General features: G+C 65.9%; 28 protein-coding genes. 10 read left to right on the top strand and 18 right to left on the bottom strand.

The annotated features are described in order from the left end of the window. Nucleotides 1–95 precede the first annotated feature (95 nt). Both OTER_RS07225 and prmB read left to right on the top strand, forming a co-directional pair. Entirely contained in the window at nucleotides 96–926 is an 831-nt protein-coding gene (locus OTER_RS07225) for a rhomboid family protein (protein WP_012374249.1), read from the top strand. Between the two features lie 169 nt (nucleotides 927–1,095). Beyond that, the gene (prmB, locus tag OTER_RS07230) at nucleotides 1,096–2,016 is read left to right on the top strand and encodes a 50S ribosomal protein L3 N(5)-glutamine methyltransferase (protein WP_012374250.1); all 921 of its coding nucleotides are present in this window, start codon (nucleotides 1,096–1,098) and stop codon (nucleotides 2,014–2,016) included. A gap of 95 nt (nucleotides 2,017–2,111) precedes the next feature. On the opposite strand, the gene OTER_RS07235 is transcribed toward prmB, so the two are convergent. From OTER_RS07235 to OTER_RS07250, 4 genes are all read right to left on the bottom strand, one after another. Then, nucleotides 2,112–3,353 carry a tetratricopeptide repeat protein gene (locus tag OTER_RS07235; RefSeq protein WP_012374251.1) on the bottom strand — a complete coding sequence of 414 codons (1,242 nt, stop codon included), beginning with the start codon at nucleotides 3,351–3,353 and terminating at the stop codon, nucleotides 2,112–2,114. After that, nucleotides 3,350–4,744, bottom strand: a complete 1,395-nt coding sequence (locus tag OTER_RS07240; protein ID WP_012374252.1) for an ATP-binding protein — start codon at nucleotides 4,742–4,744, stop codon at nucleotides 3,350–3,352. Before OTER_RS07240 ends, OTER_RS07235 begins: the two co-directional genes overlap by 4 nt. Nucleotides 4,745–4,815: 71 nt before the next feature. Next, a complete protein-coding gene (locus tag OTER_RS07245) occupies nucleotides 4,816–5,772 on the bottom strand; it encodes a permease (RefSeq protein WP_012374253.1) in 957 nt (318 codons plus the stop codon). A gap of 222 nt (nucleotides 5,773–5,994) precedes the next feature. Continuing rightward, nucleotides 5,995–6,387, bottom strand: a complete 393-nt coding sequence (locus OTER_RS07250; protein ID WP_012374254.1) for a rhodanese-like domain-containing protein — start codon at nucleotides 6,385–6,387, stop codon at nucleotides 5,995–5,997. Between the two features lie 101 nt (nucleotides 6,388–6,488). On the opposite strand from OTER_RS07250, the gene OTER_RS07255 reads away from it, so the two are divergent. From OTER_RS07255 to OTER_RS07265, 3 genes are read left to right on the top strand one after another with little or no spacing between them, the layout of a single operon-like run. Continuing rightward, nucleotides 6,489–7,142: an RNA polymerase sigma factor gene (locus tag OTER_RS07255; protein ID WP_012374255.1), complete on the top strand. Its 654-nt coding sequence runs from the start codon at nucleotides 6,489–6,491 to the stop codon at nucleotides 7,140–7,142. Further along, entirely contained in the window at nucleotides 7,139–7,516 is a 378-nt protein-coding gene (locus tag OTER_RS07260; protein ID WP_012374256.1) for a hypothetical protein, read from the top strand. Before OTER_RS07255 ends, OTER_RS07260 begins: the two co-directional genes overlap by 4 nt. After that, nucleotides 7,513–7,995 (top strand): DUF3106 domain-containing protein, encoded by a 483-nt coding sequence (locus OTER_RS07265; protein WP_012374257.1) that lies wholly within the window; start codon nucleotides 7,513–7,515, stop codon nucleotides 7,993–7,995. The genes OTER_RS07260 and OTER_RS07265 overlap by 4 nt, the downstream gene beginning before the upstream one ends. 97 nt (nucleotides 7,996–8,092) lie before the next feature. On the opposite strand, the gene OTER_RS07270 is transcribed toward OTER_RS07265, so the two are convergent. Then, complete coding sequence (locus OTER_RS07270) at nucleotides 8,093–8,488, bottom strand: DUF302 domain-containing protein (RefSeq protein ID WP_012374258.1); 396 nt, start codon at nucleotides 8,486–8,488, stop codon at nucleotides 8,093–8,095. Nucleotides 8,489–8,669: 181 nt separating this feature from the next. Between OTER_RS07270 and OTER_RS07275 the strand changes: the two genes are divergently transcribed. Continuing rightward, the gene (locus tag OTER_RS07275; RefSeq protein ID WP_237702461.1) at nucleotides 8,670–9,437 is read left to right on the top strand and encodes a ferritin-like domain-containing protein; all 768 of its coding nucleotides are present in this window, start codon (nucleotides 8,670–8,672) and stop codon (nucleotides 9,435–9,437) included. A gap of 196 nt (nucleotides 9,438–9,633) precedes the next feature. Here OTER_RS07275 and OTER_RS07280 read toward each other — a convergent pair whose 3' ends face one another. The 3 genes from OTER_RS07280 to OTER_RS07290 form a co-directional block, all read right to left on the bottom strand. Beyond that, on the bottom strand, nucleotides 9,634–10,095 hold the full coding sequence (locus tag OTER_RS07280) for a DUF1232 domain-containing protein (RefSeq protein ID WP_012374260.1): 462 nt from the start codon (nucleotides 10,093–10,095) through the stop codon (nucleotides 9,634–9,636). Nucleotides 10,096–10,160: 65 nt separating this feature from the next. After that, complete coding sequence (locus OTER_RS07285) at nucleotides 10,161–11,150, bottom strand: TerC family protein (protein WP_012374261.1); 990 nt, start codon at nucleotides 11,148–11,150, stop codon at nucleotides 10,161–10,163. 20 nt (nucleotides 11,151–11,170) lie between these two features. Continuing rightward, nucleotides 11,171–11,533, bottom strand: coding sequence for an HPF/RaiA family ribosome-associated protein (locus OTER_RS07290; RefSeq protein WP_012374262.1), 363 nt, complete (start codon nucleotides 11,531–11,533; stop codon nucleotides 11,171–11,173). Between the two features lie 106 nt (nucleotides 11,534–11,639). Here OTER_RS07290 and OTER_RS07295 point away from each other — a divergent pair, with 106 nt between their 5' ends. Next, a complete protein-coding gene (locus tag OTER_RS07295) occupies nucleotides 11,640–12,539 on the top strand; it encodes a LysR family transcriptional regulator (protein WP_012374263.1) in 900 nt (299 codons plus the stop codon). A gap of 20 nt (nucleotides 12,540–12,559) precedes the next feature. Here OTER_RS07295 and OTER_RS07300 read toward each other — a convergent pair whose 3' ends face one another. After that, on the bottom strand, nucleotides 12,560–13,162 hold the full coding sequence (locus OTER_RS07300; protein WP_012374264.1) for a class I SAM-dependent methyltransferase: 603 nt from the start codon (nucleotides 13,160–13,162) through the stop codon (nucleotides 12,560–12,562). A gap of 335 nt (nucleotides 13,163–13,497) precedes the next feature. On the opposite strand from OTER_RS07300, the gene OTER_RS07305 reads away from it, so the two are divergent. Continuing rightward, nucleotides 13,498–15,141 carry a bifunctional metallophosphatase/5'-nucleotidase gene (locus OTER_RS07305; protein ID WP_012374265.1) on the top strand — a complete coding sequence of 548 codons (1,644 nt, stop codon included), beginning with the start codon at nucleotides 13,498–13,500 and terminating at the stop codon, nucleotides 15,139–15,141. Between the two features lie 101 nt (nucleotides 15,142–15,242). Here OTER_RS07305 and OTER_RS07310 read toward each other — a convergent pair whose 3' ends face one another. The 7 genes from OTER_RS07310 to OTER_RS26150 all read right to left on the bottom strand — a co-directional run bounded on the left by OTER_RS07310 (nucleotide 15,243) and on the right by OTER_RS26150 (nucleotide 22,503). Then, nucleotides 15,243–16,904 carry a hypothetical protein gene (locus OTER_RS07310; protein ID WP_012374266.1) on the bottom strand — a complete coding sequence of 554 codons (1,662 nt, stop codon included), beginning with the start codon at nucleotides 16,902–16,904 and terminating at the stop codon, nucleotides 15,243–15,245. A 101-nt stretch (nucleotides 16,905–17,005) separates the two neighbouring features. Then, nucleotides 17,006–18,001, bottom strand: coding sequence for a YeiH family protein (locus tag OTER_RS07315; RefSeq protein ID WP_012374267.1), 996 nt, complete (start codon nucleotides 17,999–18,001; stop codon nucleotides 17,006–17,008). Between the two features lie 118 nt (nucleotides 18,002–18,119). Beyond that, entirely contained in the window at nucleotides 18,120–18,668 is a 549-nt protein-coding gene (locus OTER_RS07320) for a TlpA family protein disulfide reductase (RefSeq protein WP_012374268.1), read from the bottom strand. A gap of 506 nt (nucleotides 18,669–19,174) precedes the next feature. After that, complete coding sequence (gene cydB / locus OTER_RS07330) at nucleotides 19,175–20,209, bottom strand: cytochrome d ubiquinol oxidase subunit II (protein ID WP_012374270.1); 1,035 nt, start codon at nucleotides 20,207–20,209, stop codon at nucleotides 19,175–19,177. Next, complete coding sequence (locus OTER_RS07335) at nucleotides 20,206–21,588, bottom strand: cytochrome ubiquinol oxidase subunit I (protein WP_012374271.1); 1,383 nt, start codon at nucleotides 21,586–21,588, stop codon at nucleotides 20,206–20,208. The genes cydB and OTER_RS07335 overlap by 4 nt, the downstream gene beginning before the upstream one ends. Before the next feature lie 402 nt (nucleotides 21,589–21,990). After that, complete coding sequence (locus tag OTER_RS07340; protein ID WP_044891632.1) at nucleotides 21,991–22,329, bottom strand: hypothetical protein; 339 nt, start codon at nucleotides 22,327–22,329, stop codon at nucleotides 21,991–21,993. Nucleotides 22,330–22,344: 15 nt separating this feature from the next. Next, nucleotides 22,345–22,503, bottom strand: a complete 159-nt coding sequence (locus tag OTER_RS26150) for a hypothetical protein (protein ID WP_158305385.1) — start codon at nucleotides 22,501–22,503, stop codon at nucleotides 22,345–22,347. A 160-nt stretch (nucleotides 22,504–22,663) separates the two neighbouring features. On the opposite strand from OTER_RS26150, the gene OTER_RS07345 reads away from it, so the two are divergent. Continuing rightward, entirely contained in the window at nucleotides 22,664–23,275 is a 612-nt protein-coding gene (locus tag OTER_RS07345; protein ID WP_012374272.1) for an O-fucosyltransferase family protein, read from the top strand. Further along, a complete protein-coding gene (locus OTER_RS25760) occupies nucleotides 23,230–23,679 on the top strand; it encodes an O-fucosyltransferase family protein (protein WP_148218041.1) in 450 nt (149 codons plus the stop codon). The genes OTER_RS07345 and OTER_RS25760 overlap by 46 nt, the downstream gene beginning before the upstream one ends. Nucleotides 23,680–24,318: 639 nt before the next feature. Here OTER_RS25760 and trxA read toward each other — a convergent pair. Both trxA and OTER_RS07360 read right to left on the bottom strand, forming a co-directional pair. Continuing rightward, a complete protein-coding gene (gene trxA / locus OTER_RS07355; protein ID WP_012374274.1) occupies nucleotides 24,319–25,137 on the bottom strand; it encodes a thioredoxin in 819 nt (272 codons plus the stop codon). Between the two features lie 111 nt (nucleotides 25,138–25,248). Beyond that, nucleotides 25,249–25,599 (bottom strand): rhodanese-like domain-containing protein, encoded by a 351-nt coding sequence (locus tag OTER_RS07360; RefSeq protein ID WP_044892269.1) that lies wholly within the window; start codon nucleotides 25,597–25,599, stop codon nucleotides 25,249–25,251. Between the last annotated feature and the right edge of the window lie 24 nt (nucleotides 25,600–25,623).

Here is a 25,623-nt window from a genome sequence, read left to right on the forward strand (position 1 = left end):
TGCGGGCGAACAGTTCATGGATTCCGCTACCGAGCCCGCAGTCCCGCCCGTCGGGGCCGGCGCGTTCCTTTCGACCCTTTCTCCTCCGCCTCCTGATGCCACTGCTCGATCCTCTTGAACGACGTTTCGGCCGGTTCGCCCCGACGAACATCACGCTCTATCTCATCATCGGGCAGGTGTTCGTCACGCTCGCGGCGATGCTCGGCCTGCTGGATCTGCGTCAGTTCGTGTTGGTGCCGGTGCTGGTGATGAACGGCGAACCATGGCGTGTCTTCACGTTCCTGTTCTATCCGCCGCCGGTGAACTTTGGTTCGATGTTCAGCCTGATGCTGCTGCCGTTCGCGTGGTGGATTTTCTACCTCATGGGCAATGCGCTGGAGCACTACTGGGGCGCCTTTCGCTACAATGCTTTTCTGCTGCTCGGTTGCGTGCTGACGGTGGCGGCGGCGTTCCTCACGCCCGGTGCGCCGGTGACGAACGCTTTCATTGCCGGTTCCGTGTTCCTAGCCTTCGCGTGGTTGAATCCCGATTTCGAACTCGCGCTGTTCTTCATCCTGCCGATCAAGATCAAGTGGCTCGCGCTGCTTACCGTGCTCGGTTACGCCTACGGGCTGGTGGTGGGTGCGCCTTCGACACGCTGGCAGATTCTCGCGTCGGTGGGCAACTTCCTGCTCTTTTTCGGCCGGGACATCATCGACACCATGCGCTCGCGTCGGCGCAGCATGGCCGCGCAGGCGCGCCGGGCGGTTGAGGAACGCAAGGACCGCGAGCCGCGCCATCGCTGTTACATCTGCGGCAAAACCGACCTCACGAATCCGGAGATGGATTTCCGCTACTGCTCCAAGTGTACGGGTGACCAGTGCTATTGTCCCGAGCACATTTTCAATCACGAGCACGTGGTTGAGGAGAAAGAGGCGAAAGAGTAGAGCCGGGCCGCGGACACTGCGTTTCCCAACGGATGAAGACCGCCGAGGGCAACTGTAGGAGCGGCTTTATGCCGCGATCCGGAGCGCCAGAGACGGACCCATCGCGGCGTAAAGCCGCTCCTACATGGCATCAACCGGGCGGCGATGGATGTGGGCGGGAGCGCGACCAATGAAAGGGAATTCGCCCTCCGATCCCTTCGCACGCACCGACGCGCTGGCGACGCTGGGCGACTGGCTGCGGTTCGCAGAGAAACTCTACACCCGCGAGAACGTGGCCCTTGGCCAGGTGGCGACGAATGCGCACGACGAGGCGCTCTACCTGCTGCTGCGAACGCTGAAGCTCTCGCTCGAGAGCGACGCCAGCGTCCTGACGCGCAAGCTCACGCCGGTCGAGCGCGCGGACGTACGCGACGTGCTGCGGCGACGGGTGGTCGACCGGGTGCCGGCGGCGTACCTGACGCGCGAAGCGTGGCTCGGCGAACACCGCTTCTACGTCGATGAGCGCGTGATCATCCCGCGCAGTTATTTTCTGGAACTCATTCCCGGCGCGTTGCGCGACTGGCTGCCGGATCACGGGCGGCGGTTGAAGCGTGCGGTCGATGTCTGCACGGGCTCGGGCTGCCTTGCGATCCTGTTGGCGCACGAATTTCCGCGGGCCGTCGTGGACGCCATCGATGTTTCAACGCCGGCGCTGGACGTGGCGGTGATCAACGTCCGCGAACATCGGCTCGGTCAGCGCGTGCACCTGTTCCAGAGTGACGTCTTCGACGAGGTGCCGGCCGCGCGCTACGACATCATCCTGAGCAATCCGCCGTATGAACCGAGCCGGCATGTCGACCGGCAGGCGCCGGAGTTTGCCGCCGAACCGCGGCTGGCGCACGACGGCGGGCCGGACGGCCTCATGATCATCCGCAAGCTGCTGCACCAGGCCAAGGGGCGGCTGGCGCCACATGGGATCGTGGTGATCGAGGTCGGCGGACTGCGGAAGGTGATCGATCGCGAATTCAAGGCGCTCGAGCCGCACTGGCTGCCCACGCAGGACGGCAGCGATTGCGTGTGCCTGTTCGAAGCCGAACGGCTGCGCGGCTGAGTTAGGTGTGGTTCTAGCGCGCTGCGACGGCAGCCGAACGAACGGCGCACAAGGATTTTTGCTGTGTTGCGCCGACGGGCCAAGTGGCAGATCGGTCAGCGACTCAGTACGTTCGCGAGAATTTGGATGCCAAGAAAACCCATCACGAAGACGCTCATGACGCCACCGCCGGCCACAACTGGGCCAATCACCACCTCGAAAACCACCATCGCCGCGACGAGAGCGAGCAGCACCGTGCAGCCGCCGAGAATCAACCGGGCGCGTTTCTGGCGCTGGAACGTGGCCGCGCCGCAGATCGACAGCGCCGCAAGCAACAGTGTGGCCAGCAACGGGAGCCCCGCGCGGGTCACCACCCACCAGGTCAGCGCGGCGACAGCGGCTCCGGCAAGCGGGCCAAACCAGTACGTGGCGATCCGTTCGTCACGCGAGAGAACGTATCGTCCGAACCGATCGAACCGCAGCAGCAGGTTGAACATCGGGTGCGCGGTCCATGTGAGATAGACGAAGAGATAAAACACGAGCGCCAGCAGTATCAGGGCCCACGAGGCGTGCTCCGCACCACGCAGCTGACTGTTCAGAAACCGCGAGAAGAAATAGGTCCCGATGATGATGCCCCATTGGAGCTTTGCTCCCTGGCGACCCATCCAGAGAAAGTAGGCAAGCATGGCGCGGTAGACTGGGTTCCGGGCCTTGAGCGCTTCGAGCATACCCTGTCGCGCAAACTCCATCGTTGGATCGAGCCGCAACGCTTCGCGGAAAAACTCCTGTGCCCGCCGGGGATCGTTGCGGTGAAGGTAGGTCCAGCCTTGGTTCGCGTGGGATAACGCGCTGTTGGGCGCGTGCTGGAGGGCGAAATCGACCGTTTCGGTCGCCTCAGCTTTGCGTCCGAGGCGCACCAATGCCATTGCCCTAAGATTCGCCGCTTCCACGTGCTCGGAGTCGATGGCAAGTGCCTGCTCCGCGGCGGTGAGGGCCGCGGGCGCGTTGCCGCGGGCGAGCTCGATGCCTGCGAGCAGCGAGAAAAAGTCGGGGTCCTCCGGATTCAAGCGGAGCGCGGCATTGATCCCGCTGTGAGCGGCGTCCTCGCGATCGAGGTGGTGGAGCGTCAACGCGTGCACGTAGTGCAAATACGCGTTGTCGGGCGCGAGACCGACCGCGGATTCGGCGGCCGCGAGCGCTTCCGGGCGTTTCTGCTGGGCGCAACGGCTAAGCGCGAGCAACGCGAGCGCCGCGGTATCTTGGGGGTCCGCGGAGAGTGCAAGCATCGCCTCCCGTTCGGCCTCGCCGGGCCGGGATTGTGCGAGTAGCAGTTGGGCGCGGGCAAGATGGGCGCTCATTTGCTGATCTTCAGGAAGGCGAGGATCTCGTCGTAGAGGCCGCTTTGATTGGCGTAGAGCGCGTGGTTGCGCGCCGTCTCGAACCAATCGCGGGTGCTGGGCTTGTGCGTTTTGATCGCAGCGAGCAGGTCGGCGCCGGTGACCGGCTGGATCTTGCCGGAGGTCATGGCGACACGCAGCTTGGCCTCGACGGCGATATCGATCACCGCCTTCAAGTCTGCCCCGGAGAACCCATCGGCCTTTTTGGCCAGCGCGTCGAAGTCGAGTTCCGTGACTGGTTTTCCTTTCAGGAGCAACCGCAGGATCGTAGCGCGCGCAGGTTGATCGGGTGGCGGGACGAACAGGATACGATCGAACCGGCCAGGCCGGCGGAAAGCCGGGTCGAGATGCCAGGGGGTGTTGGTTGCGGCGAGGATCAGCACGCCCTCGTTCGAGGCGCTGACACCGTCCAATTCGGAGAGGAACTGGTTGATGATCTGCCGGCCGCCGCTCTTGAGCATATCGGAGCGGCTGGCGCCGAGGGCGTCCACCTCGTCGAAGAACAGGACGCATGGTCGATGAGCGCGCGCCTGCTCGAAGAGCGCGTGGAGGTTCTTCTCGCTCTGGCCAATCCACATATCGAGCACGTCGCTGATGCCGATACTGAGGAATCCCGCCTGCACCTCGCCGGCGGTGGCGCGGGCGAGATAGGTTTTGCCGCAGCCGGGCGGACCATAGAGCAGGATGCCGCCGCCGATCTTCTTGCCGTAAGCCCTGAACAAGTCCGGCTGGCGCAGCGGCAGGATGATCTTCATGCGAATCTCTTCCTTCACGCGTTCCATGCCGCCGACGTCGTCGAAGGAGAGTTGCGGGCGCTCGACATCAACCTCGGGACCAAGCGGGAGGTCGCCCGCCGGGAGCCGCTCCGGCGCTTGATCGGCTGCGTCGGACGGAAACGGGTCGCTGGTTGGTGGCTCCACTTTAGGTGTGCGGTGAAAATGCGACCCGAGTTCCTGTTCGATTGCGGAATCGGCGAGCGACGGATCGGCCGCACAGGCTTTCTGATACTGCTGGGCGGCGAGTTTCGATTCGCCGGCATGAAGGGCGAGGCGCGCGTGTAACAACCACGCGCGCGGTGGCGGCGCCGACTGCTTGATCATGTCCTCAACGATCACCAGCGCCGCGCTGTGTTTACCTTGCTGAAAGAAAGCCGACGCCAGTCCAAGCCGCGCTGCTGATGAAGTCGCATCGAGCGCGAGCACCCGCTTGAACAAGGCCTCGGCTTCGGCGTAAGCGCCGTGGGCGAGTACGACTCCAGCGGCGTGCTGCAGGAGTGGAGCATTGTTCGGGGACAAGCGGAGGGCGGCGCGAAGATCTGGGGGAATCGCCGAAAAGTCAGAGGGGTCGGACACGTCCGGAGCTAAGCGAGTGAACTATGCGCGGGCCAAGCAAATTGCAGCACCCCAACAAGGGTTGGCGGGGGCTACTGCAGCGCGTTGAAGAGCCAGCCGACGAGCGCGGTGCCGACCAGCACGACGCATGAGAACATCACGAGCAGTCGCACATGCATCACGCTGCGCAACATCACGAGTTCGGGAAATGACACCCCGACGGCCGAGAGCAGGAACGCGAGCGCCGTGCCGAGCGGCACGCCCTTGGTCACGAACGCCTCGAGCAACGGCACGGTGGCGTTGGCGCTGACGTAGAGCGGCAGTCCGATGAGCGAGGCGAGCGGGACGGTCCACGCCCCCGTGCCAGCGAATGCGCGCTCGAAGAACCCTGCGGGCACGAACCCATGCAACGCGGCGCCGAACGCGAGCGCCGCCAACAGCCACGGTGCGATCTTCTTCAAGATATAGAGGCTGGTGTCCGCAGCATCGAACAGCCGTGCGCGCCAGCCGGTGATGGGCTTGTCCTCGGCCGCGTCTTCAGCGGGCATTGCGCCGGCGACGAGCCAGCGCTCCGCGTGCAGGAACGTGAGCATGAATCCGCCGGTGACGCCGAGCATGACGCCGACGAAGGCGTAGGTGAACGCGAACTTCCAGCCGAACAGCCCACCCATCAAGGCGACGGCGATTTCGTTCACCAGCGGCGAGGTGATGAGGAAGGCGAACGCGACGCCGATCGGAAACCGCGCCTGGACGAAGCCGACGAAGATCGGCACGGAGGAACATGAGCAGAACGGCGTGATCGCGCCGAAGAGCGCGGCGGCCGGATAGCCGAGCGCACGGCCGCCCGGGCGCTCCAGCGCGCGTCGTAGTCGGGCGAGGGGCAATGCGCCGCGAATCAGCGCCATGACGAATGCGATCACGGCGATCAGGACCACGATCTTCAGCAGATCGTAGACGAAAAAGTGCACGGCGGCGCCGAGTCCATGCGCGGCATCGAGTCGCGCGAGCGACACCACCTGATTGGCAATCCATTCGGCCCAGATCCACATGGCGCGGGACGGTAAAGGTGACGGTAGGCGCCCGGCAATCTCGCGAGTGGGGCGTGCAGGTCGTGATGGCGCCCGCCGTGCCGGCGGACTGGTGGGACGCGTTGGAGCAGGTTCGCTCGCCGTACAGCGCCTCCAGGGCGAGGCGCTCCACCTCGCAGGGACATCTGATCACAAACCAATCCGCCGGGCGGCGGGGTCTATCGCACGGGTCGGATGCGAACGCTACGGCTTTCGCACCGGCAGCCCCGCAGATTTCCAGTCGCGGAAGCCGCCGGCATTCGCGACCGGTTGCCCCTGGGCGGCGAGCTTGGCCGCGACCTTGCCGGAGCGAGAGCCGGACCGGCAGTAGAGGATCAGCTCCTTGCCGGCGTTCTTTTCCAAAAACGGTTTCCAGAGTTTCTGCTCGCCGTTGAAATCGCTCATCGGCAGCAGCACGGCGGGCTCGGCCACGCCCGTGTCGGCCCACTCGTTGGGCTCGCGCACATCGACGAGCACGGCTTGCCCTGCGGCGACGCGCTGGGCGGCTTCGGCGGGCGTGACGTTCGCGACCTCCCCCGCGTGGGCAGCGAGCGCGGTCAGGGCGAACAAGGCAACGAGGCGGGCGACGAACTTCATGCGGGCAAGCTGATGAGCTTTTCCGACGATGCAACGATGCGAACGCGCTTCCGTTTCGGCTTGGACTGTAATACTTCGGCGGCGTCGGGGTTTATCCTTCCGTGCAGACTGTCTTCCTTGGATTTCGCTGGTTCGAGGCGTTCCCCGGGTGGGGCGGATGGCCGTGTGCGCAAGCCGGCGCGGATGAAGAAGTCCCACCGCCGATATCACCGCCGCGGGAGGAGGAGGCGATCTGGCTGGCCCGGATCGCGCGCGGTGACGATGCCGCGCTGCAGCATCTCTTCGACAAGTGGAAGCTGCCGCTCCTGAGCTTTTTCTACCGGGCGCTGGGGGCGCATGGGGATGCCGAGGATCTCACGCTCGAGGTGTTCGTGCGGCTGCACCGCGCAGCGCCGACGTATCGGTCGGAAGCAAAGTTTTCCACCTATCTGTTCACCATTGCGCGCAATCTGCTCCGGAACGAGCGGCGTCGGCTGCGACGCAAGCCGCTCGATCCGGTTGCGCCGGAGCTGATGACCGAGCTGCCCGAGCCCGCGAGCGATGCGGCCCGCCGGCTCGCGGAAACGGAGGAGGTGTTTCAGCGGGCGCTCACGCGGCTTCCCGAAAAGGCGCGCACCGCCCTGTTGCTGCTGCACCAGCAGCAGCTCGAACAACCTGCCGCCGCCGCGATCTTGCGAATCAGCGAGAACGCACTGCGCGTGCTGCTGCACCGCGCGCGCCGGCTGCTGAAGCAAGAAATGGAGGCCCTGCAATGACTCCGCCCGATCCAGTTCCGTCCGACGATGAGGTGGACCGGCTGCTCCGCCGCCGGCTGAAGGACACCACCCCCGAGTTCGAAGCCCGGTGGATCGAACTGAAGCGCGCGCTGCGCGCCACCCCGCGCCGCCGGAGCAGTATTTGGGCGCGACCGCTCTGGAGCGTGTTGCTTGCGACGAGCGTGGCCGTTGCAGCGCTGCTGCTGATCCCGCGTTCGCCGCGGCCGGTCGCGACGGAGGCGTCGCCCAAGCTGGCCGAGCTCTGGAAGATGGACCAGACCCTCGCGGGCAGCACCGCCCTGCTCAGCTCGGAGACCCGCGCGGAACTCCTCCACGTCGACGCAGCGCAACCCTCTTCGCCGGATTCGCCATGAACTCGATACGTATTTTCAGCACGCTTCTTCTCGCGCTGCTCGCCAGCGTGACCCGGACGATCGCGGCCGATCCGGCCAGCACTGCGAGCCCCGGCACGCCGCCGGCCCGCGAGTTTGCGGCCGTGGAGCAGTTTTTGCACCTGAGCGATGCCGAGCTCGACGAGATCGCACGGGTGGTGGAGCGCATCCGCGCGATGACGCCGGAGCAGCGCGCCACGCTCGCCAAGGAGATCGCCGCGTTCCGCGCCATGCCCGAGCCGCAACGCCGCCATTTGCGGCAAGGCTGGGGACAGGTGTCGGACGAGCTGCGCGACGGCTGGCGCGCCATGATGCAGGCCGCCACCCCTGAACGGCACGCCGAGATCCGCGCGAAGCTGCAGAGCCTTCCGCCGGAAGAACGTGCCGCTTATCGGCAGCGGCTCGTCGAGGAATTTCTCGCGCAGCGCCACCCTCCGGCCGCTACGTCGCGGGAAAAGTAGGACGCTGCCGTAGCGCAATCGGCGCCGCTGGAGCCCACCTCAATGAGCTGGGCCGGTGCGAGTCAACGGGCTGCGGCGCCTGCTCGCGCCATCGGCCTCAGGCGACCGCTTCCTCCATGATCCGAACCATCGTGTCCTCGACCTCCTGCGCCACGGCAGCCGCCGCGGGGACGGCGAACAGCGTCAACAGCCGCGTGGGCTTCAGCGTGGCGAGCACCGTGCGTCCGTCCTGCTCGTAGGCGGAGATCCGGCAGGGGAGCGCAGTGGAGATTTCCATCGCCTGGGTGAGCACGCGCTGCGCCTGCTGCGGATTGCAGACCTCGAACACGCGACACTCGCGGCCGAACGGCACGCCCTTGCTTTCCATCTTCTGCTTCAAGTCGTGCGTGCCGAGCACGCCGAATTTGTGTTGCTGCGCGATATCCGGGAGGCGCTGGCAAACCGTTTCGAGCGGCTGCGTGCTGGTGCGGGTGATGAGGTATTCGTTGTTCATGGCGAGAGAGACTCCGATCCGACCCGCAAGGTAGCGCGATCTGCGGCAACGCAACCGAGCCCGTTGGTTCGGGCCGGCGCCTGGCGGCCTCGACACGCAGTGCCAAGCTGATCGATTTTCGCGCGCGGTGAAATGTTCGGCGCGGACCGGGGTTTCCTTGGGTGAACCAATCTTACTCATGATGAAAACCCGTCTCTTGGTCTTTCTTCTTCTTCCCGTCATCGCGAACGCCGCTCCGGCCCGTTTTGGCGCGCAAGGCACTGCCGGTGGTCAGGGCGCGGCTGGCAATGCGGCCGAGCCCGGTACGCAACTCTGCGATGGAACGGGCAACGGCCCCGGCGCCGGCCTCGGCATGCGCGCAGGGACCGGCCCGGCCCAGCGGCGCGGCGGCGGAGCCGGCCTGTGCCAGCAGCAGGGCACGTGTCCGCTCACGACCATCACGCCCGTCGTGCCGACCACGCTGCCGGGGGCGGAACTCATTTACGCCGTCGAAGAAGAGCGCGTGGCCCGCGATCTTTATCTCACCGCGGCCGAGCGCTGGAGTCTGCGAGTCTTCGAGCGCATCGCCCGGTCCGAGGCGCAGCATGAGGCGGCGGTGACGCAGCTCGCCGGCAGCGTGGCGGTCACCTTGCCGGTGGCCGCGCGCGGGGTGTATGCCACGCCGGAGTTGCAGAAGCTCTACACCGATTCGCTCGTGCTGGTGAACGAGTCGGAGGTGGCCGCGTTGCGCGTCGGCGCGCTGGTGGAGGAATCCGACATTGCCGAGCTGCGCCGGCTCGCGGGCGTGGCGACCGACGACGGCACGCGTGCGGTGCTGGCCCATATGGAGCAGGCTTCGACGCGACACTTGAACGCGTTTGTGCGCAGCCTGGCGCGCTTCGGGGAAAGTTATCAGCCGCAGGTCCTCGCGGTCGAGGATTTCGTGGCCTTGATCGTCCCCCGCGGCTGAGCGGCGGCTCGATCGGTCTGTTGCGGACCGATCTCGACAGCACGGGGCGCAGGCTGCTGCGCCCCGATTTGTTTTTTCCGGCGCACGTCGCCGCTTCCGAAGGCGGCGCCGTGTGATGGGGCGCGCTTGACGAGCTATGAGACGTCAGACTCGTCGCGCTCGGGGGGTGTCCGGTTCGAATACCCGAGGCGTTCTGCTATTGCCCGGCGGCTGCGGCCGGCCAGACGCGACGATTGCGCAACCAGTGCGCCTGCAGGCCGGTCGAATGTCGCTGCAGCACGGTTTGCACGATCATCGCGTCGTCGAGCAGGCCGATTTCCGGCACCGTGTCCGGGATGCGATCGAAACCCTTAAGAAAATAGAGCAGCGCGAACGCCACCTCGTGCTGGAGCTGCGGATCCGTCGGTCCGGCATCACACGTGTCATCGAAATACGTCGCGAGCAATTCGAGCCGCTGCCGCAGCAGTTCCGAATCATTGATCGCGTCGATTTTTGCCTGTAGCTGCGGACGCAGTTGCATCAGCGCGCGAATCGCCTCCGGCGTGATCAGCTCGGCGCCGCGATCGACATAGCTGGCCGTACTCGGCAGATCGTCGCTGGCGTTGGCGGACAGATGTTGGTTGAGGGCTTCAGGGATTTGAATGGAAGGAGGATTCATGGGAGTAAGGGATGGGAAGGTGGACCGGGAAACGCGGGGTCGGTGCCGTGGGGCCGAGCGGCGGGTTACCGACCAGGCAGGGCCGGATTGCGGCGAACGCGCAAGGTCCTGGCGCGCGCGGCCCGGGAAACCGGCGAGGTCGGCCGCTTGGGCTTGAGGAGTGACCAGACGATGCTGACGACCAGGATCAGCAGGATGACGCCGAGCGCGACGAGCGTGTCGATCTTCCAGCCCGTGTGACCGAGGATCATCTTCACGCCGACGAATCCGAGTACGACCCCGAGGCCGATTTTGAGGTAGTGAAACTTGTCCATCACCCCGGCCAAGGCGAAGTAGAGCGAGCGCAGTCCGAGGATCGCGAAGACGTTGGAAGTATACACGATGAAGGGATCGCTGGTGACCGCGAAGATGGCGGGAATGGAATCCACCGCGAAGATCAGATCGGAGAACTCGACCAGGAGGAGCACCACGAAGAGCGGCGTGGCCATGAGCACCCCGCGTTCGCGCACGAAGAAGCTGTCGCCGCGATAGTCGGCGGTGACCGGCATCAGCCGCTTGAAGCCGCGGACGATCGGGTTGCGCTCGGGATGAATCTCCTCCGCGCGTTTCACGATCATCTTCACGCCGGTAAGGATGAGGAACGCCCCGAAGACGTAGATGATCCAGCTGAACCGGGCGATGAGCGCGGCGCCGGCGGCGATCATGATCGCCCGCATCAAGAGGGCGCCGAGCACGCCCCAGAACAGCACCTTGTGCTGATACTTCGCGGGCACCGCGAAGTAGGAGAACAGCAGCGCGAACACGAAGACGTTGTCCACGCTGAGCGATTTCTCGATCACATAGCCGGTAAAGAACTCGAGCGCCTTCGGGGCGCCCGCGTAGTGCCAGATGCCGAGATTGAACACGAGGGCGAGCACGATCCACACGGCGGACCAGCTGAGCGCCTCCTTGAGCGAAACGACATGGGCTTTGCGGTGGAAAACGCCGAGGTCCAGCGCCAGCATCGCCAGGACGAAGACGTTGAAGCTGAGCCAGAGCCAAGTGGGTGCGATCATCAGGAGAGATCAGGCGCGGGCTAGTGGATCGCGGAGCGGCGCCGGGTGGGGCCCCGGCGTCGGTGGTGATCCAGGGTATGCACTCCCCGCCGGAGGCGGCGCCGCCGCGCCACCCGTTCCTCCGCCCGCGCGCGCAGCTCGCCCAGGACCTTGGCGAACGCGGTGCGGAGCGTGTGGTCGACGGCGTCAGCGCGCAGATCGGGCCCCGGCACGACGAGATGAACCGTCACGCGGTAAGCAGGGCTGGCGGCGGCGTCGTGCTCGAGCCGGACGTGGGCTTCGTCAATGGCCAGCAGCGGCCGGAGCGTGGACAGGCCTTCCTCGACCCAGGAGTCGAGCGAATCGGTCGGGCGGACGTGCACGTGTTTCAGAGAGAGTTTCATTGCGGTGGAAGAAGAGTGACGCGCCGAGTCTACGCGAAACCCCTCATTTCGACTAATACCGCTTTTTGAATTAACACTTAGGATTATCCGAACAATGGTCCGTGGCATGAGCTGGCTGAACTACCATCACCTCCGCTATTTTTTAGCCGTGGCCAAGGAAGGCGGGCTGCGACCCGCGGCGGAGAAGCTGCACGTGTCGCCCCCGTCAATCTCCGCGCAACTGCGCGAACTCGAGGAGGCGCTCGGGGAAAAGCTGTTCCGGCGCAGCGGTCGCACCAAGGTCTTGACCGAGGCGGGCCAGATCGCGCTGCGGCACGCGGAGGAAATTTTCTCACTGGGCGAGGAGCTGGTCAGTGCGGTGAAACAGCGGCCCACGGCGCGGGCGGTGCGGCTTTACGTCGGGATCGCCGATTCGTTTCCGAAACTCGTGACCTACGAGATCCTGAAGCCGGTGCTCCGCGAGCCGGAGAAGGCCCACGTGATTTGTCGCGAGGGCAAGATTGAGGACCTGCTCGCGCAGCTCGCCGCGCACCGGCTCGACCTCGTGCTGGCCGACGAGCCGGCGCCGAGCACCGTGAAGATCCGGACCTTCAGCCACCGGCTGGGGGAGTCCGGAGTGACGTTCTGTGCGACCGCCGGGCTGGCGAGCGCGTTGCGGCGCGGGTTTCCCCGTTCGCTGCACGACGCGCCCGCGCTGCTGCCGGCGGAGAACACCGCGTTGCGCCGTTCATTGGAGAACTGGTTTCGCGCGCTCCAGATCCGGCCGCGCGTCGTCGCGGAGTTCGAAGATGCCGCGCTGATGAAAGTCGTGGCCGCGAGCGGCGGGGGATTTGCGCCGATTCCGACGTTGGTGATGGACGAGGCGGCCAGTCGCTATGACTTGCGTCGGATCGGAGCGACGGACCGCTGCCGCGATGCGTTTTATGCGATCACCGCCGAGCGGAAAATCACCCATCCGATGGTGTCACTGATCACCGAGAACGCGCAAAAGTTAGCCGGCGCGTGACCGCGCGAGCGCGGCCGTGATTACGGCTTGCGGGCGAGCACTTGCACCACGGCGCCGTGGCCGCGGTGGTTGGCGCCTTCGCGGACTTCGCGTTCGAGTTCGCGCCCGATGCGCAATTCGAGCCCCGCGAAGTCCTCCTGCAGGTCGGAGAGCGCCATCAACAGTTCCGGACTGTCGACGGGCCCGCCGGTGCGGAACCGGATCTGAGCCGGCGTGTAGGCCTCGAGAATGATGACTCCGCCCGACTGCAGCCCGGCGGCGGCCTGCTGGTGCACGCGGCGGCGCAGCGCGGGCGGCAGATGGAAAAAGATCGAGACGACCGCCGCCCACGCGCCGGGCGCGATGGCGTAGTCGGAGATATCGGTCACGACGGTTGCGAGCGATACGCCGCGCTCGGCGGCGAGTCGTCGGGCTTTCGCCAGCCCAACCTCCGACTGGTCCACCGCGGTGACGGCGTGCCCGCGGCCGGCGAGAAACACGGCGTTGCGACCCTCGCCTTCGCCGAGGCAAAGCACCGGACCGCTGGGGATGTGGGCGGCGCAATCGACCAGAAAACCGTTGGGCGCGGTGCCGTAGACGTAGTCCGCCGCGCTGTAGCGTGCATTCCAGAAGCTGGGGTCCATGCCCGCAGGATGCGAACATCGCGGGCCGGTGCAACCTGCGCTTGGGCATGTCCCGCGTGCTCGGCGAGATTGTAGCCCATTGAGACTAGCCAGAAGCCGCGCGGGTAGGGTGCTCACTCCGTGAGCGCCGCGAACATCCCACGACCTTGGCGGCGAGCCCAGCGATCCCGCCCTGCCATGACGTCGCGTCACTTCTGTCAGAATGGCTCAATAATGGGTTACATTGTGAGCGGATTGGGCGGGGAGGATCGGCCCGAAGCGGTTGCAAGTCGGAGGTGGCCGAATGCACGCCCGGCTCGCGTCTGCGGCGAGAACCGTTTCCTTTGCGCGCATCCATGATCTCGCTTCCTGCTTCAATCCGACTCGTCGCGCGGCCGCTGGTGCTGGGCCTGCTGTTTTTCACCGCGCTGCAGGCCACCGAGCGCGCGCAAGTGACGCTGCTCGCGACCACCGATCTGCACGGCCGGATCCTGCCCTATGACTACTACGCGGACAAACCCGCCGAGGTCGGACTCGCGAAGCTCGCGACGCTGATCAAGCAGGCGCGGCAGGAGCGGCCCGATCTGCTGCTGCTCGATTGTGGCGACACCATCCAGGGCACGCCGCTCGCCTATTTCCACAACCGGAAGAACAACGCGCCACGCGACCCAATGATGCTCGTGATGAGCACGCTCGGCTACGCGAGCCTGACGCCGGGCAACCACGAGTATAACTTCGGCCGCGCGGTGCTCGAGAAGGCGCGCCGCGAGGCGACGTTCCCGTGGATCTCGGCCAACACGTATCGCGCGGGCATCGACGAAACGGCCTACGAGCCTTATGTGGTGAAACAGATCGGCGCGGTGCGCGTCGGCATCCTTGGACTCACGACGCCGGCGATCCCGAACTGGGAGAATCCCGAGAATTATGCGGGGCTGGAGTTCCGGCCGCTGGTGAGCGAGGCGAAGAAATGGGTGGAAGTGTTGCGGGGCCGCGAGCATGTCGACGTGGTGGTCGTCACGATGCACGGCGGCGTCGAGGTGGACCTCGCAACGGGCCGGCGGGCTCCTGGGGACTTCGAGGGCGAAAACGCCGCGCTCGCGCTGGCGCAGCAAGTGCCGGGCATCGACGTGATGTTTCTCGGGCACACCCACCGCGACATCTCCGCGCTCGTGGTGAATGGCGTGCTGCTGGCGCAGGCCGGCCGCTGGGGCGACCGGCTGGTGCGTGCCGATGTCACGTTGACCCGCGAAGGCGGCGCGGCGTGGAGCGTGGAGGCGAAGGCGTCGCGCTCGCTCCCCGTGCGCGCGGAGATTCCGGCTGATCCGGAGGTGCTGGCGCTGGCCGAGCCCTATCACCGCGAAACGCAGGCGTGGCTGTCTCGGCCAATCGGTCGCACCGCGCGTCCGCTGGAGGCGGCGAACGCTCACCTGCAGGATTCGGCGCTGCTCGATTTGATCCAGCGCGCGCAGCTCGAGGCGGGCAACGCCGACGTATCGCTGGCGGCGAATTTCAATCCGCGGGCGCGAGTGCCGGCGGGCACGGTCACGGTGCGCGACATCGCGGGGCTCTACGTTTATGAGAACACGCTCTACGTGCTCGAGATCACCGGTGCGCAGCTGAAGGCGGCGCTGGAACATTCTGCTCGCTATTTTCTACCCTATCAGGAGGGAAAAACGCCGGCGGAGCTGATCGACCGCAATATCCCCGGGTACAACTTCGATGTGGCGGAAGGCGTGAGCTACGAGATCGACCTGCGCCGGTCGATTGGCGACCGGATCCAGTATCTGATGTTCAAGGGCGCGCCGCTCGCACCGGAGCGGACGTTGCGGCTGGCGACGAACAACTACCGCTACAACGGCGGTGGCGGGTACACGATGTTCAAGAACGCGAAGGTGCTCACGCGTTCGAGCGCGGAAATCCGCGATCTGATCATCGCCTGGGTGGAGAAACACGGCGAGATCCCGTCCGAACCGAGCGGCAACTGGCGGATCGTGCCGTGAGTCGCGTCGTGGCACGGGCATCCGGCCCGTAATTTCAGGTCACCGCGCGAACCGGTCGATCGAGCAGGCAACCTGACGGGACCGAGCGTTGCCGGGATCGGTCAGTAGGTCTTTTGCGGCGCTTGGATCGCTTTGATCGCTTCCGTCGCGTAGCGCCCGTCCCGCCGGCTGTGTTGCTCCATCCGCTGCAGCGCCGGGATCGCTACGGCGGCTCGCGGGCCGATGTCCCGGAGCAGAAAAGCCGAATAGCTCCAGCTGTCCGCGTAGACGTCATCGTTCAACGTCTGGATTGAGCGCCGGATGATCTCCTCAAGGTGAGCCGAAAGCCGGCCCTTGTCCATCTGCCGGAGCTCGCTCGCGCACTGCGACCGGACGCCGCCGGCCGGATGGGACAGACCGCGCACCAGGGCCGCCGTCGCGCCTGCGCCCATTTTTCTCAGCACTCTGGCGCAAGCATCGTTCGTGCGATCGACCCGCGAGCCCAGCCCGCTCACGATTGTGTCGGTCCCGGCCGGAAACCGCCGCAGCACCTCCAGGAGCACCTTCTCGGCGTGATCATAGCGCGGTTGCTCGCCCCAGAGATATCCGAGTTCTGCCGCCAGCATCAGCACGTGTCGTTGGTCCGGCGGCAAGCTGTCGGTTAGCCGCGCGGCGGCGTCGGTCAGGTTGCGGACCACCGCGGTCTGCTCGGCGACCAGATACGGATCCTCCTGCACGCGCACCGCGGTAGGCGTCGGCGCCGTCGTCTGCGTGTCGTGCAGCACGGCGCCAGCGGGATTCCGCACGGTCACGCGCGCGAATCCCGTGCCCGGATCATACGCTCCCGAAAGGACGCTTCCGCCCGGGGCGACGGCCAGTTCGTGACTCTCGTGACGGGCTTCGAGCGCGATCTCCAGCGGTGAACCGACCGCTACGAACCACAGCGTCCACAGCGGGTCGTGCGCCAGGGGGCGGCGGGCGGCCTCGACCAGGTGATCCTTGCCCCGGAGAGTCACCTGCTGCGCGCCCCGGGTTTGCGCGGCGTCGAGACCGACGATGGCGACGGCCGAATCGAAGCAACCGGCCAACGCCAGCGCCTGCACGCACTGCCGGATGGCTTCATTCGAGGCGTTCTGAGATTTGGCCGCGAATGCGAGCACCTGCTGCTCGAGCCGCCAGGGCGCCGGATGGTCCCGCACGATCAGCGCGAGCGCTAGTTCGTCGGCGAATGGGGCGACAGGGAACGTGGCGTTTTCCCCTGCCGGATTCGCGGAAGCGCCGGCCGTCACGATGCAGCGGATGGCCCCAGGCGGCGTTTCGATCGAGTCCACCTGTGCGTGCAGGGCAACGCCAGGGTGTGCGGTCCGCCCGGACTCGCTGCCGGTGACGGTGGAAATCTGCAAGCGGAACTGGACCAATGGCGGTTCACCCAGCCGGCGAAGTTCGCGCCGGTCGCGCAGGTAGAAGTGCCACAGTTCGGATCGCTCCAGCGCCTCGGCGACGGCGCGCGCGAACTCCGGCTTGGCGCACTCGATCTCGGTTGCGACCCCCTCGAACCCGGTCTTCCGCACGTCCGCAGGCTGTGCCGCAGCCGGCGGTCGCGGCACCGAGGCCGCGATCCCGCTTGGGGTTTTGGTCGCCGCGCTTGGAGCCGGTGGCGATTTTTTCGAACACGCCGACCACATCGTCGCTCCGGCGATCACGAGCGCAAGACAGCCGACCGCGCCCGAGCTCGTTCCGCCGAGCTGGCGTCGGGGTGCATCACTGGTTGATGGGGTGATCATCAGTCCGATACGCGACTCCGATATGACGGAGCGATCGTGACGTGTCGATGCCGTGCTTGGACGAGCTTGTCGTGCAGGGCCGCGGCGGGCTCAACCCGAACCTACTTGATCCAGCCGGCGACCAGCGCGGCGAGCGTCGCCGAGGCGATCAGAAGCCAGAGCAGCAGCCCGTGCACAAACGGCCGGGCGCCTACGGTGCGGACGGCGTTCCGGTCGAGCCCCGCACCGATGAAGAAGAGCGTCAGCGTAAGCAGGGAGCGCGACAGGGTCGTGATGCCGCGGGCGGCGGCGTGCCAGTGCGGCATCGCCGTGAACAGCGCGGAAAGCCCGATGAATCCGGCGATGAACCAGGGAATCTGCACGCTCCGGCGCTCGCTCGTGTGGTCACCGCGCGGCGCAAACCACAGGCCGAGGACCAGCGCGACCGGCACAATCCAAAGCGCGCGGGCGAGCTTGACCGTCGTCGCGGTCGCGAGCGCCTCGGCGCCGTGAGTCATGGCCGCGCCGGTGACCGAACTCGTATCGTGGATCGCCAGCGCGCACCAGAGCCCGAACGTGTGCGCGTCGAGTCCCACCCAGGTCCCGACGACGGGGAACACGATCAGGGCGGCGCCATTGAGCAGGAAAACGGTGGCGAGCGCGGCGGACGTTTCGGCGAGGGAGGCGTCGATGGCGGGCGCCACGGCGGCGATCGCGCTGCCTCCGCAAATCCCCGTGCCGGCGCCGATCAGCGTGGCGATCTTCGTCTCCACGCCGAGCCGGCGCGCGAGCCATGCGGCGAGTGCGAACGTGGCGAGCAATCCGATCAGCGTATAGCCGAGTCCCTGCAGCCCCACGCGAGCGACGATCGCGAGGTTGACGCCGGCGCCGAGTCCGATGACAGCGAGTTGGAGGAGCCATTTCGAGGCGCGCGTGGTGGCCCGGGTGCACGGGTTGCCGAGCGCCAACGCGAGCGCAGTGCCGGCGAGCAACGCGGCCCAGGCGGGCGTCCACGGCAGCAGAGAGGCCACGGCCCCCAGCGGAAGCAGCAGACTGGCGAGCCGATGCGCCGGACGTTCCGGAGTGGTGCCGCAGACCGTGCGAAAATCGAAGCTCATGAAGCGGAAAGCGATGAGCGTGGGACCGTTCCGCGCGCGACGCGAGTGCGGACCCGACCGAGACGCTGGAGGCGGGCACAAAGCCGCTGCACAGCGCGCGCCCGGCGGCCGGCGCTCGTTATTCCGCGAGCAAGGCGTCGAGATCGCCGCGCACCTGCTCCTCGGAGATCATGCCGACGTAGTGCCGCGCGACGCGGCCGGATTTGTCGAGAATGAGCGTCACCGGAATGCCCGTGATCCCGGCGGTGATCGCACTGCCGGGTTCCGGCAATCCAACAGGAAAGTCGACGCGATAGCGCTTGAGGAACGGCTGCACCACGTCGGCACCGCCTTCGTCGAGCGAGAGGCCGATCGTCTCGACGCCTTTCGGGCGGTAGTCCTGTGCGATCTTCACCAAATCGGGCATCTCAGCGCGACAGGGAGGGCACCAAGTCGCGAAGAAATTCACCAGCACCACCTTTCCGCACTGTGACTCGAGCGACCACGGGGTGCCGTCCAACGTGGTGACGGAAAACGCCGGGGCGGCCGAGCGCTGGTCTGCCGGCACGGAGTTCGCGGCTGAGGCGCTACCGCGCGCGCCGAGCCGGTTGATCACGAAGATGGCGCCCAGCGCGCCGAGCGCGAACAGGACGAGGCGGCCGTAAGGAATGCGACGGGGAGAGGACATGATGGGAAAGGGAGGAACGAGATAAAATGGGAATGGTTGGTGTGCGTTGCTGGTGGCCCCAGGGGAGGCCGTGCACGAAACCTGCCGGCGGAAGCAGCCGCGCCGGGAGTTGCTAAGGATTCGCTGACCTGGTGCCGCGCGTCAGCAGCTGGAGATCGTCGGGAGCGCTTCTACCGCTGTTGCCGCGAACGAACTCGCCGGGCCGGACCGGGCAGATGTTGGAACCGAAAAGAAGGATCTGCGCCAAGATCAAACCGACGATGAGCAGCCCCAGCCCGGAGCGGCCCCGCAGGGCGGCGGAGAGAGAGCGTGGCAGAGCAGACGACATCGCCACACCAGAGCCGCAGTGTGGGGAATTTCAAATGCGTATTGGCGTATACGAGCAAGTAGCCGCTGGCCTCGAGGGGGAAAGCAGGCAGCGGAGTCCGTCGCTCGAGAGCGGTGCGGGCATCCTGCTGGGCGTTTTGCTCTCAGCTCTCAACCCTCAGCTCTCGGCTGGGTCGCCGTCAGTAGCTCATTTTGTGCAGCTGCACCTTGCCGCGGAAGATCCAGTAAATGCACACGCTGTAGGCGAGCACCACCGGGATTCCGATCAGCGCGATCGTGAGCATGATCCCGAGCGTCTTGTCCGAGGACGCCGCGTTGAAGGCGGTGAGGCTGTGCTCGGGTAGCGGATTGCTGTAGACGAGATACGGGAAATTTCCGACGCCGAAGATCGCCATCAGTCCGGCCATCGCCGCGCACGACGAGAGAAAAGCCAGGAAATCACGGCCCCGGTTCACCTCGCGCGGAATGTTCGCGATCGCCAGCACCACCGGCACGACGAGCGCGAAAAACCACGGCTCGCGGCGGAACGCCTCCGTCACGTGCGGCACATACAGCAGTGTCGCGAGCGTGAGGATCACGTAGCAGAGGATGAACGCGATGATCAGCGGATTGATCCATCGGCGCACACGTTCGTGCAGCGCGCCGTCGGTCTTTAGTGCGAGGTAGATCGAACCGTGCATCGCGAACAGCGCGACCGTGGTCACGCCCATCCAGAGGGCGTAGGGATGAAGCATGCCGAGGAAGGAGCCGGCATACTCACCGCGGGCGTCGATCGGCACGCCCCAGACAATGTTGCCCATCGCGACGCCGAGCAGAAACGTTGAGCCGAAGCTGCCGCCCGCGAACCCGAGATCCCATGCCGCGCGCCAGCGCGGCGAGAGGTGCTTGCTGCGAAATTCGATCGCCACCGCGCGAAAGATCAGCGCGCAGAGCAGCGCCATGAAAGCGAGGTAGAATCCGGAAAACACCGTCGCGTAGACGTTCGGAAACGCGGCGAACAACGCGCCGCCGCCGGTGACCAGCCAAACCTCGTTGCCATCCCACACCGGCCCGATGGCGTTGAGAAAAATCCGTCGGTCCTCGTCGCTCTTCGCGACGAACAAATGCAGCACGCCGACGCCGAGGTCGAAGCCGTCGAGCACGACGTAACCGGTGAACAGCACGCCCACCAGCGCGAACCAGACGGTATTCAGGTCGAGCGCGCTGAAGCTCATGACGCCCCTCCTTTCAGCGGCCCGAGCTGGCGGGCAACGTTCTCGTAGGGATCGACGAGATCAGCGTCGTCCGGGCCGTGCCGGATCTTTTCGTTGAGCAAAAATACAAACACCGCGAAGAGCAGCAGGTAGACGATCGTGAACATCACCATCGAGGCGATGATGAGATTGGCGGAAACAACGGCGGAGAGTCCTTCCGAGGTGCGCAGGAGCTTCCAGACAATCCACGGCTGCCGGCCGACTTCCGCCGTCCACCAGCCGGCTTGATTCGCGATTTGCGGCCCGAGCACGGACGCGACCAGACAGCCGAGCAGCAGCCGCGAATGCTCGAGCCGGCCGCGCCAAAGCGCCCAGCCGGCCCAGAGGGCGAGTGCGATCATCGCGAAGCCGACGGCAACCATCAGATGGAACAACTGGAAGGTGAAGTTCACGGGCGGACGCTCGTCGGGGGGAATATCGCGGAGACCCGTGACGGGCGCGTTCGGATCGGCGTGCGCGAGAAAGCTGAGCAGTCCCGGCACGGCGACGCCGCGAGTCTGTTCGTTTTTTTCATCGACCCAGCCGATCACGTGCAGCGGAGCGCGGGGTGCGGTTTCCCAATGCCCTTCGAAGGCGGCGAGCTTGGCGGGTTGGTTGACGGCGACACCCTGCGCGCTCGAGTGGCCGGTGACGAGCGAGAGCAACGCGCCGACGAGCGCCACCGAGAGTCCGATCTTCACCGAGGCGAGCGCGAAGTCCCGATGGCGCTTCCGCAGCAGGTAGAATGCGCCGACGCTTGCCATCAGCCACGCGCCGGCCTGCCACGCGGCAATCACCGTGTGCGACAAACGGTCCATCGAGGAAGGGTTGAACACCAGGGCCCAGAAATCCGTGATCTCCGCGCGAGCGGTCAGACCTTCGCCGACGATGTGGTAGCCGGCGGGAGTCTGCATCCAGGAATTGGCCACGACGATCCAGATCGCGCTGAAGTGGGCGCCGAACGCGACCATGGTGGTCGCGAAGAAGTGCATCTTCGGGCCGACCTTGTCCCAACCGAACAACAGCACCGCGAGAAAACCGGACTCGAGGAAGAAGGCGAAGATGCCTTCGGCGGCGAGGGCGCTGCCGAACACGTCGCCGACGTAGCGCGAGTAAGTGGCCCAGTTGGTGCCGAACTCGAATTCCATCACGATGCCGGTGGCGACGCCGATGGCGAAGGTGAGCGCGAAGACCTTCGTCCAGAATCGCGCCATCTGGTGATAGAGCGGGTTGCGGGTCTTCAACCACAGCCCCTCGACGATCACGAGCAGCAGCCCGAGCCCGATGCTGAGCGGCGGATACAGGTAGTGAAACGAGATCGTGAACGCGAACTGCGCGCGCGCGAGAAGTTCGGTCGACATGCGTTCCGAGGTAAGCCGGGCCCAATGCCGAGTGCGACTCCGCGAAGTGCTTTGAATGCCGGGTTATACCGCGTGAAAGCGGATCTGCTGGGGTGGCAAGATGCGACCGACGAGGTCCACGGAACCGGATTCTGGAGCATCACGAAAGACACGAGAAGGTAACCGGCGAGGGTACAGACGAACGATGACGTCGCCTGCGAATCACGCGAAGACCGCGACCGAAGACGTGGCACGGGCGTCTCGCCCGTGGTTTCGGATCGAACGGTTTTCACAGGGGAGGCTCTGACGCGACCACGGATGGCCACGATTGACCAGGACCGATCCTGGCGGAACCACGAAACACACGAAAAACACGAAAGTCAGAAGAGCGCTGGCCAAGCACAGAAACCGAGCCATCGCTGATCACACGACCGAGGCGAATGCCGGGTGTGGGACGGGCGTGGCGGGCCGTGGTTTCAACGAGCCGAAGACGAGCTGAGGCGACCACGGATGGACACAGATCGAGTCCGAGCGGCCCAGGGGACACACGGCCTCGAGCATGGCCTTGCCGTAGGGATCGGCGGCGCGTTTGTTCGGCGCGCTGTGGGTCAGACCGAGGTCGAGTTCGGCCTCGCTAGTGTCGACGACGTTTTCGGGTCGGACGGCCGCGGCGGTTTGTTTCGCTTCGAGCAGGAAACGATCGCGACGATAGAGGTCGATCTTGCCTGTGGTGATCCGACCATCGGGGTGGTGCAACAGCACGGCGCGTTCTAAGACTTAGGCGTTCTCCGCGCTGTCCGGTCCGGCCGGATCGGGATGCGGAAGGTCGAGCAGGTCACAGAGCTCGGTGAGAAACAGGTCCTTGTTGGCCCGCTCGGCGAGCTCAGAGTCGGACCACCGTTCGACGAACGCTTCAACGGGCGGTGGCAGCCTCATGGGGTCCGGGTTGCCCCGCTCTTCGTCGAGCGCGGCCCGGGCTGCATCCGGGAATACCTTACGCGCAACTCGGTATGCAAGGACGCGCGGATTTGTCGCCCGCCCTGCCCAGGAGAGGCAAACCATACTTGAGCCGGGTTTTGCCACGGGTAGCATCTGAATGCAGCTCGCGTCGCCCAGTCCGGTCATGCTCGCGTTATCAATCAACCAGCTTCTCGTGGGACTGGGACGGTGGCGCCGCGCGACCTTCGGCCTGATCCGTCAATGGCAGAATGAAAGGCGGTATAGCGGTGCGCCGGGCGTAGTGACGGCGAGGATCCATTCGCAGTATCTTGGGCTGGGGGCTCATCTCTTCATGGCCACGGTCGTCTTGCATCGAGCTGAACGCGAGGGCCGGCGGGTTCGATTCGAATTCACGTCACCTCAGTACGGCGCTGGCAACTGGCTGCCGCACCTGTATTGCCAGCCCACCGACCAAAGCGGCCTGGCCAGCTCCCCGCCGGTGATGATCGGTGCCTGGTCGGATTTCAGCCGGGGCTTTCGCCGACAACCCAAGCGCAACCGGGATGAGCTGGCGACGTTGCTTCGCCGGCAGTTTTCGCCTGCGCCACCGATCGCCGAAGCGGTTGAGTCTTTTGCGACGCGGTATTTCGGGCCTCCGGTGCTGGGGGTGCATTATCGGGGCACGGACAACGGACCGAAGCCCGTCGCGTGGACCAAGCGGAAATGGCGACGGCGATCCGTGCCGCGCTCGAGGGCTGGCCTGAGTTGACGACGGTTTTTGTCGCGACCGATGAAGCGAACTTTTTGGAAAGCCTAGGAGAGAGCTTTTGCGGACGCAGGGTGATCAGTACGGAGTCCGAGCGGTCACGCGGCCGTCTAGCACTGCATTTGACCGGCCCAGGCAGCATGCGCCGGGCGCAAGAGGCCTTGATGGATGCCCACCTCCTGGCGCGCACGCAATTGGTGGTGAAAACCGCTTCGGCGCTTTCCGCGTGGGCCGGCTTCCTCGCGCCGGAACTGCCAGTGCTGGTTTTGAACGATCTCTACACGGGTGTTCGGCTGCCGTGGTTTCCCGTCGAAGCGCGGTCATCGGTCGAGATGACGGCGAGCGATATTGCCCGTCACGCCGCGACCGCGCGCGCGCGCGCGCAAACGCGCACACTCCCAAAGTGACTGAAGTCAGGCGATGGCGGAAAATGGGGCGGAACGAAAGGCGGGAGAGACCGGATTCCCGAGATGTCGCAAGACAGTCAGAGGACGAGCATCAGGATCGTGCTGGAGTCTGGATGGGATGTCAGCGCACGCATCCGCAAGATAGTCGGTCTGTGAAGCCTTATCGCTTCCAGCGCAAAGCCGAGAAGTATGCGGGCATGCAGCGGCTACCCCATGGTAGGCGCTAGCCGTGCTGGTGTGGTGCGGGAGGCGACGAACTCCGCGGCGCCGGATCGAACCAGCGGCATTCCGTCGACGCATGCGTCAACCGGCGCCAAGCGTGCGGGTGGTGACACCAAACCCAGTCGTCGTCGACGCGCCGCAGCCGCTCGGCGTGCCGGCACTCCGGCCCGCACGGGAAGTGCGCAACCGAAGCGAGATTCGCAGGGTGGTTCGGGGTAGTCACGACGGCAGCGAGCAGATCAGGCGATCAGTGGAACGCCGGGAGCGTCGGGGCACGAGACGATAATCAGCCTGGCGGTCGACCGGCGTTTCGCCCGAGCCGGTGGGCGCAGAGATGGTCCAGAAGTTCGTCCGAAATGGCCGAGCGCGGTCGCGCTCTCACGCAAGCATGCGGCCGCGCTGCCGCGCCCGCGGTCTTCACACGTTCACGGCCATGCTGTAGGCGCGCGAGAATTCCTCCGTGATTGGATGGCGCATGCCGAGGTGCTTGAACACGGCGAGACAGGCCGCCTTCGCGCGGCCGTCGTCGTAGTTGGGCTTCTCCTGGAGCACCGACACGAGGCCTTGCGCGGCCTCGCGAAACCGCTGCGACTGCAGGTCGCGCAGCGCGACCAGATAGATGTCGCGTAGCGGCGAGGCGAGCAATCGGTCGGAGTCGTGCTGCAGTGTGTGGAGCGCGGCGGTGATCGCGCGAACGATCTCCGCGTCGTCGGTCCATGCATGCCCGGCGGGCAGATGGGACACGCGGGCGGCGGCCTGCTTCGGGTGGTCGAACATCGTGGCGCGCGCGAGGAGCACGGCGAGTTCGGCGTCCTGCGGTTCGGCGGCGGCGAGCGGCTGTAGCGCAGCGGCAGCTTCGGCGCCGCGGCCGGCGCGCAGCAATTCACGCGCCCGGGCCATCCCTTCGCGTTTCGGTGTGGGCAGGTGCTCGTTGAGCCAGGCGCGGAGCTGCGGTTCGGGCAACGCGCCGGCAAATTCCGCGATCACCTCACCGTGGTGAAACAGCTTCACGTTCGGGATGCCGCGGATGCCAAACTGCGCGGCGAGGTCCTGATGCGCGTCGGTGTCGATCTTGACGAGCATCCAGCGGCCAGCCGCTTCGCCAGCGAGCTTTTCGAGGACAGGCCCGAGCATCTTGCACGGGCCGCACCAGGCAGCCCAGAAGTCGACGAGCACGGGCGTGCGCTGACTCTGATCAATGATGTCGGTTTGAAAATCGGAAAGGTCGTGGGCCATGGAAAGGAGGATCGTGGCAAATCCGGCTCGCTGAGTCCGGATGCGACGGTTGCAGCAGGGATGCCTCTAGCCGGGGTCGACGACCCCGGCTACGCCCGGCGCTCAGCGGGATTACTTCGGCTTCACGATCGGCCAGCCGGCGGCGGCCCAGTCGGCGAGTCCGCCGGCGTTGAGCGCGCGCACCCCCTGCGAGAGCAGATGCCGAACCGCCATGGCCGAACGCGTGCCGGACGCGCAATAGAGCAGCACCTCGCGCTGCCCGGCCTTGGCCAGGAAATCGCGCCACGCGGCGCTCGGAGCACGGAGTTCGCTGATGGGCAACAACGCGGCGGTTTCGGCGACGCCGCCGGTCCATTCGTCGCTTTCGCGAATGTCGATGAGCAGGGCGTCGCCCGAGCGGATCTTGGCGCCGTATTCGGTCGGAGTCGCGCGGGGCGCGGGTTTGAACAGGGAGGAGAGCATGGTCAGAAACGACATGGAGGAATC

Origin of the sequence: Opitutus terrae PB90-1 (assembly GCF_000019965.1) — a bacterium.
Taxonomy (GTDB): domain Bacteria; phylum Verrucomicrobiota; class Verrucomicrobiia; order Opitutales; family Opitutaceae; genus Opitutus; species Opitutus terrae.